The 17,977-nt window shown below is 63.9% G+C and carries 16 protein-coding genes; 7 read left to right on the forward strand and 9 right to left on the reverse strand.

All coding sequences use genetic code 11. The features are described 5' to 3' along the window. Positions 1-15: 15 nt before the first annotated feature. From eno to tpiA, 7 genes are all read right to left on the reverse strand, one after another. Positions 16-1,293 carry a phosphopyruvate hydratase gene (gene eno / locus IEV75_RS03160; RefSeq protein ID WP_188451099.1) on the reverse strand — a complete coding sequence of 426 codons (1,278 nt, stop codon included), beginning with the start codon at positions 1,291-1,293 and terminating at the stop codon, positions 16-18. Between the two features lie 165 nt (positions 1,294-1,458). Further along, entirely contained in the window at positions 1,459-1,641 is a 183-nt protein-coding gene (gene rpmF, locus IEV75_RS03165; RefSeq protein WP_036513502.1) for a 50S ribosomal protein L32, read from the reverse strand. Positions 1,642-2,074: 433 nt separating this feature from the next. Continuing rightward, positions 2,075-3,703 (reverse strand): CTP synthase, encoded by a 1,629-nt coding sequence (gene pyrG / locus IEV75_RS03170; protein WP_188451100.1) that lies wholly within the window; start codon positions 3,701-3,703, stop codon positions 2,075-2,077. A gap of 85 nt (positions 3,704-3,788) precedes the next feature. After that, entirely contained in the window at positions 3,789-4,223 is a 435-nt protein-coding gene (locus IEV75_RS03175) for an MAPEG family protein (protein ID WP_188451101.1), read from the reverse strand. A 7-nt stretch (positions 4,224-4,230) separates the two neighbouring features. Next, complete coding sequence (gene secG / locus IEV75_RS03180; RefSeq protein ID WP_188451102.1) at positions 4,231-4,662, reverse strand: preprotein translocase subunit SecG; 432 nt, start codon at positions 4,660-4,662, stop codon at positions 4,231-4,233. Between the two features lie 49 nt (positions 4,663-4,711). After that, a complete protein-coding gene (locus tag IEV75_RS03185) occupies positions 4,712-5,704 on the reverse strand; it encodes a response regulator (RefSeq protein WP_188451103.1) in 993 nt (330 codons plus the stop codon). Positions 5,705-5,781: 77 nt separating this feature from the next. After that, positions 5,782-6,516 carry a triose-phosphate isomerase gene (gene tpiA / locus IEV75_RS03190; protein WP_188451104.1) on the reverse strand — a complete coding sequence of 245 codons (735 nt, stop codon included), beginning with the start codon at positions 6,514-6,516 and terminating at the stop codon, positions 5,782-5,784. A 179-nt stretch (positions 6,517-6,695) separates the two neighbouring features. On the opposite strand from tpiA, the gene IEV75_RS03195 reads away from it, so the two are divergent. Next, positions 6,696-8,585 (forward strand): peptidylprolyl isomerase, encoded by a 1,890-nt coding sequence (locus IEV75_RS03195; protein WP_188451105.1) that lies wholly within the window; start codon positions 6,696-6,698, stop codon positions 8,583-8,585. Between the two features lie 12 nt (positions 8,586-8,597). After that, positions 8,598-10,097 carry an anthranilate synthase component I gene (gene trpE / locus IEV75_RS03200; RefSeq protein WP_188451256.1) on the forward strand — a complete coding sequence of 500 codons (1,500 nt, stop codon included), beginning with the start codon at positions 8,598-8,600 and terminating at the stop codon, positions 10,095-10,097. Here trpE and IEV75_RS03205 read toward each other — a convergent pair. Next, the gene (locus IEV75_RS03205) at positions 10,094-11,002 is read right to left on the reverse strand and encodes a divergent polysaccharide deacetylase family protein (protein ID WP_188451106.1); all 909 of its coding nucleotides are present in this window, start codon (positions 11,000-11,002) and stop codon (positions 10,094-10,096) included. The genes trpE and IEV75_RS03205 overlap by 4 nt on opposite strands. A gap of 92 nt (positions 11,003-11,094) precedes the next feature. Between IEV75_RS03205 and IEV75_RS03210 the strand changes: the two genes are divergently transcribed. From IEV75_RS03210 to lexA, 4 genes are all read left to right on the forward strand, one after another. Continuing rightward, on the forward strand, positions 11,095-11,685 hold the full coding sequence (locus IEV75_RS03210) for an anthranilate synthase component II (protein WP_188451107.1): 591 nt from the start codon (positions 11,095-11,097) through the stop codon (positions 11,683-11,685). Beyond that, positions 11,682-12,698, forward strand: a complete 1,017-nt coding sequence (trpD, locus tag IEV75_RS03215) for an anthranilate phosphoribosyltransferase (RefSeq protein WP_188451108.1) — start codon at positions 11,682-11,684, stop codon at positions 12,696-12,698. Before IEV75_RS03210 ends, trpD begins: the two co-directional genes overlap by 4 nt. Before the next feature lie 12 nt (positions 12,699-12,710). Further along, a complete protein-coding gene (gene trpC / locus IEV75_RS03220; RefSeq protein WP_188451109.1) occupies positions 12,711-13,505 on the forward strand; it encodes an indole-3-glycerol phosphate synthase TrpC in 795 nt (264 codons plus the stop codon). A gap of 98 nt (positions 13,506-13,603) precedes the next feature. Next, on the forward strand, positions 13,604-14,275 hold the full coding sequence (gene lexA, locus IEV75_RS03225; protein ID WP_188451110.1) for a transcriptional repressor LexA: 672 nt from the start codon (positions 13,604-13,606) through the stop codon (positions 14,273-14,275). 40 nt (positions 14,276-14,315) lie between these two features. Here lexA and IEV75_RS03230 read toward each other — a convergent pair whose 3' ends face one another. Next, positions 14,316-16,466: a ComEC/Rec2 family competence protein gene (locus IEV75_RS03230; protein ID WP_188451111.1), complete on the reverse strand. Its 2,151-nt coding sequence runs from the start codon at positions 16,464-16,466 to the stop codon at positions 14,316-14,318. Positions 16,467-16,566: 100 nt separating this feature from the next. On the opposite strand from IEV75_RS03230, the gene gltX reads away from it, so the two are divergent. Further along, positions 16,567-17,970 (forward strand): glutamate--tRNA ligase, encoded by a 1,404-nt coding sequence (gene gltX / locus IEV75_RS03235; RefSeq protein WP_233351730.1) that lies wholly within the window; start codon positions 16,567-16,569, stop codon positions 17,968-17,970. The last annotated feature ends 7 nt before the right edge of the window (positions 17,971-17,977 follow it).

Below are 17,977 nucleotides of genomic sequence, written 5' to 3' on the forward strand. Positions count from 1 at the left end.
GAACGATTCGGCTGCCTATTCCGCAGCGATGGCGCTGCGGCCCGCATAGACTGCCATATCGCCCAGCTCCGCCTCGATACGCAGGAGCTGGTTATATTTCGCGGTCCGGTCTGCACGCGCCAGCGAGCCGGTCTTGATCTGCCCGCAATTGGTGGCCACGGCGAGATCGGCAATCGTATTGTCCTCCGTCTCGCCAGAGCGATGGCTCATTACGGCGCCATAGCCGGCCCGCAGGGCCAACTCCACAGCATCCAGCGTTTCGGACAGCGTGCCGATCTGGTTGACCTTCACCAGAATGGCATTGGCTGCGCCTTCCTGGATGCCGCGGTGCAGACGCTGCGGATTGGTGACGAACAGATCGTCACCGACAAGCTGGCAGTCACCTTCCAGCGCGGCAGTGAGCAAGTTCCAGCCCTCCCAGTCATCCTCGGCCATGCCGTCCTCGATGGAGATGATGGGATAGGACGCGACAAGACCCTGGAGATATGCCGTAAAGCCCACCCCGTCATAGGTCTTGCCCGCGCCGTCGAGCACATATTTGCCGTCGCGGAAGAACTCGGTGGAGGCGACATCCAGCGCCAGCACAACGTTCTCGCCCGGCTTGTAACCGGCATTCTCGATGGCGGCCATGATGGCATCAAGCGCCTCTTCCGGGCTGCGCAGATCCGGCGCAAAGCCCCCCTCATCGCCGACATTGGTGTTGTGGCCATCCGCTTTCAGGCGCGCGCGCAGGGCGTGGAAAATCTCGGCCCCGCACTGCAACGCATCGGAAAACCGGTCAAAACCGGTCGGCATGATCATGAATTCCTGAAAATCGATCGGATTGTCAGCATGCGCGCCGCCATTGATGATGTTCATCATCGGAGTGGGCAGAACGCGTGCATTCACCCCGCCCAGATAGCGGTAAAGCGGCATGTTCGCCGACAGGGCCGATGCCTTCGCCGTTGCCAGAGATACGCCCAGCATGGCGTTCGCGCCGAGACGCGCCTTGTTCGGCGTGCCATCCAGCGCAATCAGCGTCTGGTCGATACGGCGCTGCTCCTCGGCATCAAAGCCGGCCAGCGCGTCGAATATCTCGCCCTCGACTGCCTCGACCGCCTTGCGCACGCCCTTGCCGCGGTAGCGGTCGCCGCCATCGCGCAGCTCCACCGCTTCATGCGCGCCCGTGGAGGCCCCGCTCGGCACGGCGGCGCGGCCGATGGAGCCGTCTTCCAGCTCGACATCCACCTCGATCGTGGGATTGCCCCGGCTGTCGAGAATCTCACGCGCAATGATGTCGGTAATGGCGGTCATGGCTATCTGTCCTTGGTACTGGATGCGCTGCGGGGAGCGTCAGCGTGAAACGGCTTTCTGGCGCGCTTGATAGCCGAGGGCCGGTCAAGACAAAAGCCCCGCGCGGGGTTATCGCGCAGGGCTTTTGATAAGCTGTCAGACGGGCCCGCGCCGGAGCGCGAGGGCCTAGTCTTCTTTCGGCGTCAGGATCTGCTTGCCGCGATACATGCCGGTCTTCAGATCGACATGGTGCGGACGGCGCAGCTCGCCCGTGTCCTTGTCCTCGACATAGGCCGTGGTGCCGATCGCGTCATGGCCGCGGCGCATGCCACGCTTGGACGGGGAGGTTTTGCGCTTAGGGACCGCCATGGGTCTCTCCTGAACTGGTCGTTTTCAAAAATCGGTCAGGCTCCGCGCGGGAAGCGCGAAGCAGTGAGCGGCGGGCTATACCTGTTTGCAAACATCAAGGCAACAGGTCTGGTGCGCCGGGCAAGGCAGATGTGATCGGGATTTCCGTGATTCGCCGTCCATTTTGCGCTATGATCCTTAATGCGCAGTCCCGCCCGCAGGCCAGACGACATCAAGGCTCGGAACATTTTGTGGAGATGAGTCGGTAGGACCTCAGGCGCGGACTGCGGTTTTGTGCTTGCGGCCAAGCCAGCACCTTCCCGCGTTTCGTCCCCACCCTCTCGCCGCCTCCACGCAGGTGAGGGTCCAGAGATCAGAGGGCTAAGACAGTTGCCAGCGGCTCTGGGTTCCCGCCTCCGCGGGAAGGACGACAAGGAGGGACATATTCCCTCCCCTAAACCAGCCTTGAATGCTCCATGGCCGCCGCGATGAAGCTGGCGAACAGTGGATGCGGATCAAAGGGCCTCGACTTGTATTCCGGGTGGAACTGGACGCCGACAAACCAGGGATGGTCCCTGTGCTCGACAATCTCCGGCAACAGCCCGTCCGGTGACAGGCCGGAGAAGATGAGGCCATGGGCTTCCAGCTGCTCCCGGTAGCCGATATTCACCTCATAACGGTGCCGGTGGCGCTCGGAGACCTCCTCCGCGCCATAGATTTCCTGCGCCTTTGAGCCGGGTACCAGCCTTGCCGGATACGCACCCAGACGCATCGTCCCGCCCAGATCACCTGCCTTTGAACGGCGCTCCAGCTCATTGCCCTTGGCCCACTCGGTCATCAGACCGACCAGCGGAACTTTCGGCTCTCCGAACTCGCTGCTGCCCGCGCCGTCGATACCGGCCAGATTGCGCGCGGCCTCGATGACGGCCATCTGCATGCCAAAGCAGATACCGAAATAGGGAATTTTACGTTCACGCGCGAACTTCGCCGCGGCAATCTTGCCTTCTGCGCCCCGCTCGCCAAACCCGCCCGGCACCAGAATGCCGTGAACGTCCTCCAGCGCGCTGAAGGCGTCGGGTTGTTCGAACTGCTCTGAATCCAGCCAGCGCAGTTTCACCTTTACCGCATTGGCGATGCCGCCATGATTGAGCGCTTCCATCAGGGATTTGTAGGCGTCGATCAGCACGGTGTACTTGCCGACAATGGCGATTGTCACCTGGCCATCGGGCTCGTTCACGGCCTTGGAGATCGCCTGCCAGCGCGAGAGGTCGGGCGCGGGCGCGTCGCCCAGCCCGAACCGTTCCAGCACGACATTGTCAAAGCCCTGTGCGTGGTATTCCAGCGGCACGTCATAGAGAGATGACGCGTCGCGTCCTTCAATGACGGCGTTCTCCGGCACATTGCAGAACAGCGCGATCTTGCGCTTGTCCGACGGCTCGATGGGTATCTCGCACCGGCACAGCAGGATGTCGGGCTGGATACCGATGGAGCGGAGTTCCTTGACCGAGTGCTGGGTCGGCTTGGTCTTCATCTCGCCGGCCGCCTTGATGAAAGGCAGCAAGGTCACATGGATGAAGATGGCGCGGTCCCGGCCGAGCTCCTGCCCCAGCTGGCGGATGGCCTCGAAGAAGGGCAGGCCTTCGATATCACCCACAGTGCCGCCGATCTCGCACAGCACGAAATCGACATCGCCGGCGTCAGACAGGACGAATTGCTTGATGGTATCCGTGACGTGCGGGATCACCTGCACCGTTGCGCCAAGATAATCACCACGGCGTTCACGCTCGATAATCGTCGAATAGATGCGGCCCGTTGTGATGTTGTCGCCTCGGGTCGCGGAAACGCCCGTAAAGCGCTCGTAATGACCAAGGTCGAGATCGGTCTCGGCCCCGTCTTCTGTGACATACACCTCGCCGTGCTGATAGGGCGACATCGTGCCCGGATCGACATTGAGATATGGGTCGAGCTTGCGCAGCCGGACGCGGTATCCGCGTGCCTGCAGGAGCGCACCAAGAGCGGCTGAAGCGAGGCCTTTTCCGAGAGAGGAGACCACGCCGCCGGTTATGAAAATGTATCGCGGCATGGAAGGACGGGTTAGCGCAGAATCACGCGGCGGGAAAGCCGCACCCTGTCACCGCATGTGAGAAAAGCCGGGAAAACGCAGCGCGTCAGCCCAGATGCCTCACCATGAACAGCGTCCAGAGCCCGGCGAGCGCCAGAAAGTTCGCAGCAAAGACCGCGCCGCGCAGCGGCACATTGCCCGTCATCGTCTGAACGCCGGTATGCAAGACCCGCCCGGCCACGAACAGCCAGGCCAGCGCAATATCGCCGTCCGTCACATCCCCGGTCGCCCACAGGACGAGTACCAGCGGGTAGAACAGCATGGGCGCTTCAAACTGGTTACGCAGATTGGCCGCGACGCGTGCGCCGCGATCCACATCTCCCCCCGCAAACTGCAGATCGGCATAGCTGCGTTTGCGCGCAGTTACCGCGCGCAGGCGTTCGACGGTCAGCCATGCATAGAGAAAGGCGATCAGCGCCAGATGCGATGCGGCAGGCAGCAGAATGAGACGGGCCTCGGCGTTTGCAAGGAGCCCGTCCATCCAGACCCTACCGGCCCGGCTCGTCGTCAGTGGCCACAGGCGCGTCCCCGGCCTCGCCCTCGAACGGCGCAGGCACCTCGGCCGGCTCTTCAGGCGCTTCTGTAGCGGGCGCCTCGTCTGCCGGAGCGGCATCGCCTTCGTCATCGAAGTCGAAGGGCAGCGGCCCGCGCTCTTCCTGCGTGCCCAGACGGTCGATCACCGACTGACCGGAACGGTCAATCGTCGACAGGGCCGCCAGCGCGATGGAGTTTGCCATGAACACCGCGCCAAGGATCATCGTCGTGCGCGTGAGAAGATTGGCCGCGCTCCGGCCCGACATCATGCCGCCCGGTCCGCCGCCGCCAATGCCAAGGGCACCGCCCTCGGAACGCTGCATCAACACGACCGCAACCAGTGCAATCGCCACAAGGATCTGGATTATAAGCAGAATAGTGGTCATGGAGCCTTGAAACGCCTTGTTTGCCGCAAGGCGCGAGCCTGGCGGCGGATCAACTTGCCGCGCGTTGTAGCTCAGCCTCTTTCGATTTGCCACTCTCCAACTGCCGCACGGGCGCAAGCCTGCGGCGAAGGGCTTCGACTGTCGCCTCGATTTCCTTGACCGAGGTTTCGACAGAGTCCCCGCCGGCAAACGCCGTCAGCACACCCATCGCCAGCTCCTTGATCAGATTCAGGTTGGCCATGGTGAAACCGCCTTCGCCCATCAGCTCTTCACAGACCTGATACAGCGCAAACGCTATCCGCGATGCCTCGCCAGCGCTCTGACGCGCCAGACGCAGCCGCAGCTCCTTCGCCGTCCGCGTCAGATCTTCAAGGTCCAGCACTGCAACATTGCCGGAGCTGAGTTCGCGCAAGCCCACCTCGACGCCGACGCTCAGACGCATGCAAAGGCGGCGGATTCGTTCTGCCTCGACCGTGCGGCGTGCCTCGGCGATCCAGCGGTTGGCCTCGTCAATCGCGCTTTCATCGCCTTCGGTAACCACCTGCAATGTATTGGGCGCCTCGACGCGGTTGCCCGCACCGATGCCCCGGTCGATGTCCTTGCGCCGGTCCGGCCCGATATAGTCGCTCGTCACGACAAAGGGTTTGCGGGCCTTTACCAGGGTACGGATGCGCTCCTCGGCAAAGGCGGTGGAGAACGGGCGGATGATCACATCATCCACACCGGAATCGATCGCCTGCTTCATCACCTGTCCGTCACGCACCCAGCTGGTGAATGCAAACACCACAAACGGGTTTCGGCCCAGCTCGCCCGAACGCACGGCCCGCACCGCGCGCAAGAGCTCGTTCTCGTTATTGACAAGCTCGGCAATGATCAGGTCAGGCGAGGTGTCTTCCAGACGCCGCTTGAACTCGTTGACCGAGCTCAGGCAGCTGATCTCACGGAATCCGATCTCATGCAGCGCGTAGCGCGTATTGCGCAGATTGACCCCCACAGGGTCAAACAGCAGCACTGAAGCGCGCCTGTAATCGATATTCTTCATCTCACCACCCACTGGCAGGAGGTCTTGCTGCCTTCCCCTGCTTGGATGGATACTGCCAGTGAAGTCTGAAAATCGCCTTACGAAGATAGGTTAACAAGGCGTGCAAAGACATGCGGGTCGAGGCTGGCCCCGCCTACCAGCGCACCGTCAATATCCGGGCAGGCCAGCAGCGCCTGGGCATTCTCCGGCTTCACCGAGCCGCCATAGAGAATGCGCAGGCCCTCGCGATCATCTCCGGGCCAGGCGGCGCGGATGGCAGCATGCATTTCCTGAGCTTCCTCCGGGCCTGCACTGCGGCCGGTGCCTATCGCCCAGACCGGTTCATAGGCGATGACAAGCTCGTCCGCGCCGGCTTCTGGCACACTGCCTGCCAGCTGAGCCAGAACGGTCTCGATGGCCCGGCCTGCCTCGCGATCCTCCAGCTGTTCACCAATGCAGATAATGGGCACCAACCCTTCGCGAAGCGCCGCCCCGGCCTTCCGGCGGACAAGCTCGCTACTCTCACCATGTCCGTCCCGGCGTTCGGAATGGCCGACGATCACGTGGCTGCATCCCACATCCTTCAGCATTCCGGCCGAGATGTCGCCGGTATGGGCACCGTCCGGCTCAGGTGAACAATCCTGGCCTCCAAGCGCTATCGCATCGCCGGGTAGCAGCGTGGCAAAGTGGTGCAGCAGCGTCGCTGGCGGACAGACAAGGATGTCGGTACCGCTGGCGGTCAGCGCCCCCCGGAAATGCTCCACCCAGGCCCCGTCGGCCAACCGGCCATTCATCTTCCAGTTGCCTGCAATCAGCGGGCGGCGAATTGGCATGATAGGTCAGTCCCCTGCGTCAATGACGTGCGAGCGATACCAGTCAGCCCCGTGCGGGGCAAACCCTGTTCTTTTCACGCAGGCAGCAGCCTTGCCCGGCGCGCCCGCCACGGCTAGGGTCCGCCGCCTTGGCCAGCCAAGCCTGTTGCAGCCCAATTTACCGGTGTTATCCAAGCTCCATGCTCTCATCGATCCGAAATCTCGCCCGCTCCCCGATTGCCGTGCTGATCATCATCGTTCCGGTGGTCGCTGCCTTCGCCCTGTTCGGCATCAACGACATTTTCACCGGCACGGGCAACGCGGTTGCTACCGTCGGTTCCGAACGGGTCACCCTGCAGGATGTCAGCCGGACCATGCAGCGCGAGGTACGGCGCCTGCAGATGGAGAACCCGCGGATGACGCAGCAGGAAGCTGACGCGGCCGGCCTCGGCGACAGCGTCGTCAACCTGCTGGTTGCACAGGCAGCGATCAGCGCACAAGCGCGTGAGCTGGGCATCGCCGCAACCGACGAGCAGGTCGCTGAAATCATCCAGTCCGCACCTGCCTTCCAGAGCGTCTTTTCCAACCGGTTCGATCCGGCCGCGTACGCAGAATGGCTCCGTCAGGAAGGATGGACGGCCAATACATTCGAAGCCCAGCTGCGCGCCGATTTGCGCCGTGAACAGTTTGTCGATGCCGCGCTATCCGGCGCGACGCCGCCGGCAATTTTCAGCCAACTGCGTGCCCGGTATCAGGGAGAAACGCGCACGATCCGCGCGCTGCTGATCCCGCCGGCCCTGGCAGGTGAGATCGGGACGCCGGACGACGAAACGCTGGAATCCTTCATCGCCGGGAACGAAGCCTTCTTCACCTTGCCCGAGCAGCGCCGTATCACGCTGGTACGCCTTAATCCCCAGCTGGTATCGCCTGATGTGGCGGTCGACGAGGACGAGCTGCGCGAACTCTACGACATGCGCCGGGAAACCGGTGAGCTGGCCGAAGCGCCTTTGCGCACCTTCCTGCAATGGGTAACCCCCGACGAGCAGACCGCGCAGAACATCGTCGAGCGGCTCAATGCCGGCGAAGACCCGGCCGGTATTTCGGCCGCAACAGGTCTGGGCGACCCGGTACGGCTGGAAGATGTCGAACAGTTTGCGGTACCCGATCAGGTGATTGGCCAGGCTGCATTCGAGATGACGCAAGGAGAGGCACGCGCCGTCCAGGGGCGTCTTGGCTGGCGGGCAGTCTATGTTCAGGCTGCAAGTGACCCTGAGATACCTGATTTTGAATCGATGGCCGACGAGTTGCGCACCGAGCTTGCCGGTGAAGCCGCCGAGTATCGCGTACTCGACGCGCTTGCGGAATTTGAAGATCAGCGTGGCCGGGGCGCAACTCTGGAAGAGGCTGCTGAAGCGGCGGGCATCCCGCTGGAGCGCTTCGACTTCATGACGCCGGACGCGTTCGAGATTTCTTCCGGTTCGCCCCTGATGAGCATTATCCGGGAGGAAGCAATCCTGGAGGCCGCCACCACCACGCAGGAAGGCTTTGAGTCCGACCTGACGCCCTACGGTGAGGGTGGCTATTTCATTCTGCGTGTCGACGCGGTGCGTCCAAGTGAACTGGCTCCGCTGGCAGAAGTGCGTGAACAGGCCGAGGCATTCTGGCGGCTGCGTCAGATAGACGACCGCCTGCAGGATACTGTTACGGAAGCGCTGTCGCGCGCCGAAGCAGGTGAAAGCCTTGATGCCATAGCGGCCAGCATACCGGGTACCCGGGTCGAGGAGACCACATTGTCGCGCGGCCAGACCGCCGGGCCGTTCACCCAGGCGCTGGTGGGCTCAGCGTTCCGCGCCCGCGAGAACACCCCGTTCGAAGCACGCGCAGGCGACCAGCGCACCCGTGCCGTTGGCGTTGTGACGGCCATCACCCCGGGTTCGGGCGAGCCGGATAGCGCAACGCGCCAGGCCATCACCGAAGGCTATGAAAACGACATCGTGATCGCGCTGGAGCGGGCATTGCTGGACAACTACGAAGTACGGATCAACCCCGAGCTGCGTGACGCGGCCCTCGGCCGGACCGAGACCGAATAGGCACCCCGGATGATGCTCAGCGCGCAGGATGTCGACGCAGCCATTGCCCGCTGCGAGGCCGAGGGGCATGTACTACTGACCGCCCGGCGCGTGGACGATCTTGAAAACCCGGTCTCGGCCTATCTCAAGCTGTCGGGCACAGCCCGCCATTCCTGCCTTCTGGAAAGCGTCGAGGGCGGGACCTATCGCGGACGGTATTCGGCGATCGGCCTTGACCCGGATCTGATCTGGCAGAGCCGCAACGGGACGGCTTTTGTCGCAATGGCTGAAGGCTTTGCTGATGTGCCGGAAAATTTCGTCGAAGACGGACAAGCGCTCGTCTCGCTGAAACGCCTGATGGCGCAGTCCGCACTCGACGTGCCGCGCGAACTGGCGCCGATCGCGGCGGGCCTGTTTGGCTATCTCGGCTACGAGATGATCCGCGAAGTCGAAACGCTTCCCGAAAATGCGCCCGCCGATCCGCTGGGAACGCCTGACGGGTTTCTGATCCGGCCACGTGTTGTCGTCGTGTTTGACGCAGTACGTCAGGAAATACTGGCTGCGGCCCCTGCCCGCCTCTCGCCGGGCGTTTCCGCGCGCGAGGCCGTGGAGGCTGCGGCACGGCGAATCAGCGCGGTGTTCGACCGGCTGGACATTCCGGCACCCGTTCACCGCAACGATGCTGGCCAGACACCGCCTGAAGAGCCCCAGAGCAACATGGCGCCGGAAGACTTCCATGCGAATGTGCAGAAGGCCCGGAACTATATCCGCGCAGGCGATGCCTTCCAGATCGTTGCCAGCCAGCGCTTCTCTACGCCGTTCAGGGCTCCGCCGTTCGCGCTCTACCGCTCGCTGCGCAGGACCAATCCCTCCCCCTTCCTGTTCTTCTTCGATCTGGACGGGTTCGCGATTGCAGGCTCAAGCCCGGAAATACTGGTGCGGCTGCGCGATGGCGTGGTGACCGTGCGGCCGATTGCCGGTACGCGCCCGCGCGGCACGACACCCGACGAGGACAATGCCAACGAAACAGAGCTGCTCGCCGATCCGAAGGAGCGGGCAGAGCACCTCATGCTTCTGGACCTTGGCCGCAATGATGTCGGGCGCGTCGCAAAACCGGGAAGCGTGCGGGTCACCGAGCGCGAGATCGTCGAGCGTTACAGCCATGTCATGCATATCGTTTCCAATGTGGAAGGCGAGTTGAACGACGGCGAGGATGCCATTTCCGCCCTGTTTGCCGGCTTCCCGGCGGGCACGGTCTCAGGCGCACCCAAAGTGCGCGCCATGGAGATCATTGACGAGCTCGAGCCTCACCGGCGGGGTATCTATGCGGGCGCTGTCGGCTATTTCGGTGCCGGAGGCGGCATGGATACCTGTATCGCGCTGCGCACAGCCGTCATCAAGGACGGTGTGATGCACGTGCAGGCCGGAGCCGGCATCGTGCTGGACTCTGACCCGGAAGCAGAGCGCATGGAGACCGTGAACAAGGCCAAGGCCCTGTTCCGGGCCGCTGAGGAAGCCTGGCGGTTCGCCTAGCTGGCCTGATGTCTGGCCTGCGCTTGGGCAAGGCGCGAAACCGTGACTAGCTCCACGCCCGCCGCCTCGGCGCGTTCTGCCAGCCCTTCCAGCGCCGTCAGCGTGGCGGCATGGGGATGTCCGATGGCAATAGCCGACCCGGTTGCGACGGCCCGGTCAAGCGCCTCGCCAATCGCCGCGTCAATCGCCTGGGGCGTGCGCACATGATCCAGGAACACATCCCGGCGCAAAGCCGTAAGTCCGGCCCGCGATGCGACCGCTGCAGCAACGCTGCGCTGATGGGTCAGCGAATCCACAAAGATCAGGCCCGACCCCTCCAGAACGGCGAAAACCCGCTCCATGGACGCGCGGTCGGTGGTCATCGCGCTGCCCATGTGATTATTGAAGCCGGCCGCACCGGGAACCCGTGACAAAGCCCAGCGCAGGCGCCGGGCAATCTCCGCCGCGTCATGCGCGCGGATCAAGGCGTTAGGCCCTGGATCGGCAAGCCCTACGGGCTCCATCGGCAGGTGCAGGAAGACATCGAGCCCGGCGCGCGATGCGGAGTATGCGATATCGGGGGCAGCCTCGGCGAATGGCAGAATGGAAAGGGTGAGCGGCAGGCCTGTCGCGATCAGCGTATCGGCCACTCTGCGGTCAGGTCCGACATCATCAATAATTACAGCCAGCATGGGCCGCACCACGCCCTGGATCGCTTCCTGAGGGGGCAGGACCGGCGCGCCGCTGTCTGACATTGCAGGCAGACTTTCCACCAGTTGCACGTACCCTTCATGTGGAGCGGCATGCACTCCGGCCTCCTGTGCCGCCTCGCGGCTGCCCAGCTGGAACGCCAGACCGGCAAGCAGCAGCATGGCCGCAGCGGCGGCGCTGGCGATCTGGATGACGCTGGTAGCGGGCGGGGACATGAAAATGATGCATAAGGTGAGTCGCAAACGTTGGCGGCTCCCCAATGCCCGACTAGATTGCCCTGCCGCACCGCAATACGGACCGCCCGGACATGCTGCTCATCATCGATAATTACGACAGCTTCACCTTCAACCTGGTCCACTACTTCCAGGAGCTCGGCGCGCAGACACGCGTGATCCGCAATGACGCCATGAGCGCGGCTGAGGCGCTGGGTCTGGGTGCGCAGGCGATCGTCCTGTCACCGGGGCCCTGTGATCCGGACCGGGCCGGTATCTGCCTTGATGTGCTGCGCGAAGCGCCGGCCAATCTGCCCGTTCTGGGCGTCTGTCTTGGCCATCAGGCGATGGGCCAGGTTTATGGCGGCAAGGTGGTTCAGGCCCGCGAGATCATGCATGGCAAGACCAGCCCCATCATACACGACGGCACGGGCGTTTTTGCCGGCCTGTCCTCGCCTTTCAACGCGACGCGCTATCACTCGCTCGCCGTCGAGCTTCCCGAAGGCAGCGAGCTGATCGTCAACGCGCGCACCGCCGATGGCGAAATCATGGGGCTGCGCCATCACTCCCGGCCCGTGCACGGCGTTCAGTTCCACCCCGAATCCATCGCTTCCGAGCACGGGCATTCCCTGTTGAAGAATTTCCTGGCTGAAATTCCGCGCCAGCCCGGCAAGGCCGCCGCATGAGCCTGATGCGCCCGGCCATCTCCGCTCTTGCCGGCGGCAAACTGCCTGCGCCCGAAGCGCTGGAGGCAGCCTTTGACGCGCTTATGGATGGCGAAGCGGACCTTGCCGAAATTGGCGGTTTCCTGATCGGGCTGGCGGCAATCGGGGAGAATCCGGGCGTTCTGGCAACGGGCGCCCGCGCCATGCGTGCGCGCATGCACACCGTGACCGCTCCGGCCGGCGCCATAGATACGTGCGGAACCGGCGGCGATGCGCGCGGCACCTGGAACATCTCAACCGCCGCGGCGCTGGTCGCAGCCGGCGCCGGCGCCAGCGTTGCCAAGCACGGCAACAAGGCTGCCTCGTCGAAATCCGGCTCTGCGGAAGTGCTGGAATCTGCGGGCGTCAACCTGATGGCCACGCCCGGGCAGATCGAACGCGCGCTGAGCGAGGCTGGTGCCGCCTTCCTGTTTGCCCAGGCCCATCACGGCGCGGTGCGCCATGTCGCCCCTGCCCGCAAGACGCTTGGCGTACGCACCGTGTTCAACCTGCTGGGCCCGTTGTCCAACCCGGCCGGAACACGCCGCCAGCTTCTGGGCGTCTTTGACCGGCGCTGGCTGGTGCCGATGGCGGAGGCCTTGCGCGATCTGGGCGCCGAGCGCGCCTGGATCGTCCATGGAGAAGATGGCCTCGACGAGATCACGACGACCGGCGCCACACACATTGCAAGCCTGGAAACCGATGGCAGCGTGCACGAATTCACCGTCACCCCCGAGGATGCAGGCCTTCCCCGTGCGCGGCTTGATGATCTCAAGGGCGGAGAGCCGCAGGAAAATGCCGCTGCCCTGCACCGCCTGCTCGACGGCGAAAAGGGCGCGTATCGCGATATCGTCCTTTTCAATGCCAGCGCTGCGCTGGTACTGGCAGGCAAGGCGGAGGGGCTAAGAGATGGCGTAGCGCTGGCGGCTGCTGCCATTGATGATGGCCGCGCGGCATCGACGCTGGCAAAGCTCGTAGACATCACAAACACCTGAGGAATCCGGGCCATGAGCGATACGCTGGAGCGCATCGGCACCTACAAGCGCGCAGACACCGCACGGCGCAAGGCCGCGCTCAGCTATGCCGATATCTCCGCCAAGGCACGCTCGGCCTCGCCGGTGCGCGGCTTTCTGGACAGTCTGCGTGCCCGCCACGCCGCCGACGGGCTGGCCCTGATTGCTGAAATCAAGAAAGCGAGCCCTTCAAGGGGGCTGATCCGCGCCGATTTCGACCCGCCCGCCCTTGCCCGCGCATATGAGGCGGGCGGCGCGGCATGCCTGTCCATCCTTACCGATACCGAGAGCTTTCAGGGAGCCGACAGCCATCTTGTCGACGCGCGTGCGGCGGTGTCCCTGCCCGTACTGCGCAAGGACTTCCTCTATGACCCCTGGCAGGTAGCCGAGTCCCGGGCACTGGGTGCTGACTGCATTCTCGTCATCATGGCCGCGGTAGACGACGCACTAGCCGCCGATCTGGTAGCGGAGGCCACACACTGGAACATGGACGCACTGATCGAAGTTCACGACCACGCCGAGCTGGACCGGGCCCTCGCCCTGCCCTCGCCGCTAATAGGCATCAACAATCGAAATCTGCGCACCTTTGATGTTACGCTCGACACATTCGACGCCTTGAGCAAGTCTGTTCCCGATGACCGGTTTCTGGTCGCTGAAAGCGGGATTTTCTCGCACGGCGATGCCCTGCGGGTGAAGCGTTCAGGCGCAAGGGCCCTGCTCGTCGGAGAAAGCCTGATGCGTCAGGCGGACATGTCGCAGGCGGTCAGGGCGCTGATGAACTTCGCCTGAAACGGACGTGTTTCCCTTGACGCAATAGCGGAACAGGCGTAGAACAAAACAAGGCCCTTCCGGTTTTGTTCCTTTATTGTCTGGAGTTCAGACCCCTCATGCTGACCCGCAAACAACACGAGCTTTTACTCTTCATCCACAAGCGCCTGTCCGAGGATGGCGTGTCTCCGTCCTTCGACGAGATGAAGGAAGCGCTTCAGCTCGCCTCGAAGTCCGGCGTGCACCGTCTGGTCAGTGCGCTGGAGGAGCGCGGCTTTATCAGGCGTCTGGCGCACCGCGCCCGCGCACTCGAAGTGCTCAAGCTGCCGGACGCCTCTGCACCCCGTGCCAGTTCCGCAGACAATGTGGTCAGCGGCAATTTCGCACGCCGCGAGGTCGAAACGGATTCGGTCGATGTGCCGCTGCTGGGCAAGATTGCAGCCGGTGTTCCGATCGAGGCGATTCAGCACGAGACCGAGCGCTTCGGCGTGCCCTCGCAGATGGTCTCCTCCGGCGAGCATTTCGCGCTGGAGGTCGAGGGTGATTCCATGATCGAAGCCGGCATTCTCGATGGCGATTATGTGATCATCCGCCGTGGCGATACGGCCAATAACGGCGAAATTGTTGTGGCGCTGGTCGATAATGAGGAAGCCACGCTCAAGCGCATCCGCCGCAAGGGCGGATCGATTGCTCTGGAGGCCGCCAACCCGGCCTATGAGACCCGCATTTTCGGACCGGACCGCGTTCAGGTGCAGGGCCGCCTGGTAGGACTGATCCGCCGTTATCACTGACGGGGCAAGCGGTTCGCGCTGATCTGGCAGACAGCCCTGTCTACCCGTCCCGCCCCCAGATCCGCGATGCGCTGGCGTCATTGGCGCCGCGCAGCCGGATGATACGTCCGTCGCGAACCCAGAACTCGGCACTGCCAAGTTCTGCCCGCGCCGCATCATCCAGAACCGGAACCGCGCAGCGGCGTTTCTGCCAGGCGCTGACATGACCGCGCGCGACCACCAGATCGGCGCGGACGCAATCCTCTTCCAGAGAGGCCGGGTGTTCACTGATCGCCACGCGCAGCCCTTCTGCGGTTATTACCAGGCACCCCAGACGGTCACAGGCATAGTCGCCGCGCGGCGCCGCGTTCAGTCCTGTTCCGGCGCGCTGGAGAAGCACACCTGTCTCGAAGCGGCCACGGCGGCGGTCGCTGACCTGCCAGTCTCCGGGCTCACCGGACTCAGTTGAAAGGCTGCGCGAAACGAGCACGCCCGACGAGGTGACCATCATGTCGGGCGGCGATTGCAACGCCCACAAGCCAAGCGCCCCGGCAGCAAAAGGGACACCCGCCACCCGTACCAGCCCGCGCCCAAGCGTCGCCAGCGCAAACCCGGTCGCATACAGCCCCAGAACGATCCCGCCCGGCGCCAGCGCCGGCATGGCCGCGCCGGGAAGCGAGGACGTCCATGTGGCTATGGCGAGAACGATATCCATGCCCGCAGCGCTCACCAGGAGCGGAATCCTTTCCAGCCCGAAGGGAGCCAGCAATAGCCCCACGACACCGGCCGGCATGACCCAGAAGCTGAAGACCGGCATGGCCAGAAGGTTTGCGCCAAATCCGTAGGCCGCCATGCGCTGGAAGTGGAAGGCGGCGAACAACCCGGTCGCACTGCCCGCCACCAGGCTGGTCACGGCAAGGCCGGTAAACGCGGCCTGTACGCGCGCAAGCCATCCATAATCGGTCATGTCACGGGTCATCCGCCATCTCTGCCAGGCCTCATAGACGGCAATCAGCGCCGCCGTCGCGGCAAAGCTCATCTGGAAGCCCGGCTCGATCACGCTTTGCGGGCTGAATGCGATGATGATGAGAGCGGCCAAAGCAAGCGACTGAAACGACACCGCTCTTCGCCCTATCAGTATCGCTGTGAACATGACCGCAGCCATCACGAAGGCGCGCTGGGTGGAGATAGCCCCGCCAGACAATAGTAGATAGCCAAGGGCGGCGAGCAGTGCGATCAGCGCGGCAGGCTTTCGCGGATCATGGGCGCGGGCGAAGGGCTCGATTGAAGCGATGAGCCAGCGCGCCGCGAAATAGATGCCGCCCGCCAGCAATGCCATGTGCATCCCCGATATGGCCAGCAAATGGCCGAGACCGGATAGCCTGAGCGCCTCAGCATGCTCTTCAGTGACGCCGGACCGCTCACCCGTCAGTAGCGCGGCGATTACCGGTCCTGAATTGGGTCCGGCTGCATCGGCGATGCGCTGCGCCAGCCGCCAGCGCCATCCCAGAAACGCGCGCAACTCCTCCTGTCCGTCAACCTCCTCTGGCTGAGGCTGGGAAATGGAAAAGCCCGCAAGTGCCACCCGCTGATACCATGCGGCGCGCGCGCCATCATATCCGCCAGCGGCGGCGGGTCCGCGCGGATGGGACAGGACCGCGTTGACGCGTATGCCGTCGCCGGGGGTCAGGGTTTCGGTATTGATCCGCAGCCGCACCCGATAGGGCGCAATATCGGCGCGCTCCAGCGTCTGAACACGCAACAGCGCGCGGCCCGACCGGCCTCTGCGTTCGATGCGCTCCACCCAACCTGTAACGGTGCGGGCACGGTCACTGACCTCAATTGCGGGCGGTGCCAGCGACAGCGTGCGTCCCTGAATATGGGCATGACCCGCCAGCGCACAGGCACCCAGCACCACCGCGGCCAGAAGCGCCGGCCGCGCCGTCAGCAGCGGAACAACCAGAAGGCCGGCGAGCGCGGCAAGCCAGAAAGCCGGGATCAGCGCGGTGGAAGGCTCGGCCGGCACTGACAGATAGACCGCCGATCCGAGCCCCGCAGCCAGCGGGGCCCACAGGATAAGATCAGCCGGCCGGACAGCCCTGGAAGGCAGAACCGGCTGCAGAAAGCGGCGAAATCCGGCGTGCCCGGCGCCCGTGAACGGGCTGCGCCGCCGCCTGATTGATGCCAGAACCGCGTGGACGTAGCGGCGCATGCAGCCACCCCGTGTTGTCACTTCAGCGGTGAGACTATCTCTTTACCGCGCTAACATGCTAATCATCCCGACCCCTTCGCAGCGCAGCAACATCTCGCACGTGCAAAACCGACACCAGATCATCACGCGTTTCGCGCCGTCGCCGACCGGCTTCCTCCATATCGGAGGGGCGCGCACCGCCTTGTTCAACTACCTTTTCGCGCGCCAGGCAGGCGGCCAGTTCAAGCTGCGCATTGAGGACACTGACCGGGAACGCTCCACCAGCGAGGCTGTGGACGCGATTCTGGCCGGCCTGCGCTGGCTGGGTCTGGACTGGGACGGAGACGCCGTCTCGCAGCACGCCCGCGCTGACCGGCACCGCGAAGTGGCCGAAGAGCTGGTCACGCAAGGCAAGGCATTCCGGTGCTATTGCACGCCGGAGGAAGTGGAAAAGCTGCGCGAGGAAGCCTTCGCTGAGGGCCGCGCGCTGCGTTCACCCTGGCGCGATGGCGGCACGCCGCCCGATGACCGGCGCTTTACGGTACGCTTCCGCGCGCCCGACTCCGATATTGTGCTGGACGACGCTGTTCAGGGCGAAGTGCGCTGGGGTGCCAAGGAATTTGACGACCTCATCCTGCTGCGCGCGGACGGTAATCCGACCTATAATCTCGCCGTGGTCGTCGATGATCACGACATGGGCGTCACGCATATCATCCGCGGCGACGACCATCTGGTGAATGGCGGGCGTCAGGCCCAGCTTTATGACGCGCTGGGCTGGGACCGGCCTGTCTTCGCCCATATTCCGCTCATCCACGGGCCGGACGGCAAGAAGCTGTCCAAGCGTCATGGCGCACTCGGCGCTGATGCGTATCGCGAGATGGGTTATCTGCCTGAAGGGCTGCGTAATTATCTTGCTCGCCTCGGCTGGAGCCATGGCGACCAGGAATTGTTCAGCGATGCGGAACTTCTTGCAGCCTTCTCGCTCGAAGGTCTGAACAAGGCTCCTGCCCGGCTTGACTTCGACAAGATGGCCTTTGTGAACCATCATCATATCCGGCAGGCGGACAATACACGCCTACTGGCGCTGCTGACGGAGCGCCTTGAGGGCAGGAAGGGGCTTGTCGAAGGCGGGATCGCAAACGCGCGGTTAATCCCTGCCATGGACATGCTGAAAGAGCGTTCAAAAACACTCGCCGAAATGGAATCCCAGGCCTATTTTCTCCTGCGTGAGCGCCCCTTCGGCATTGACGATGCGGTGCGCAAGCATTTGTCTCCTGACGCACTCGCGCTGCTCTCCCGCCTGCGCGGCGTGCTCGCCGCACACAATGACTGGACCAGTGATGCTCTGGGCAATCTGCTCAAGGCGTTCGCACAAGATGAAAGCGTAGGCTTTGGCAAGATCGGCCAGCCCTTGCGCGCCGTACTGACCGGAGGCGCCCCCGCGCCCGACATGAGCCTGGTGCTGGCATTGCTGGGCCGGGAAGAAACCATTGCCAGGCTGGATGACCACGCCCGCCCGGCCTGAACCGACC

It is taken from the genome of Glycocaulis albus (assembly GCF_014639075.1).
GTDB lineage: Bacteria > Pseudomonadota > Alphaproteobacteria > Caulobacterales > Maricaulaceae > Glycocaulis > Glycocaulis albus.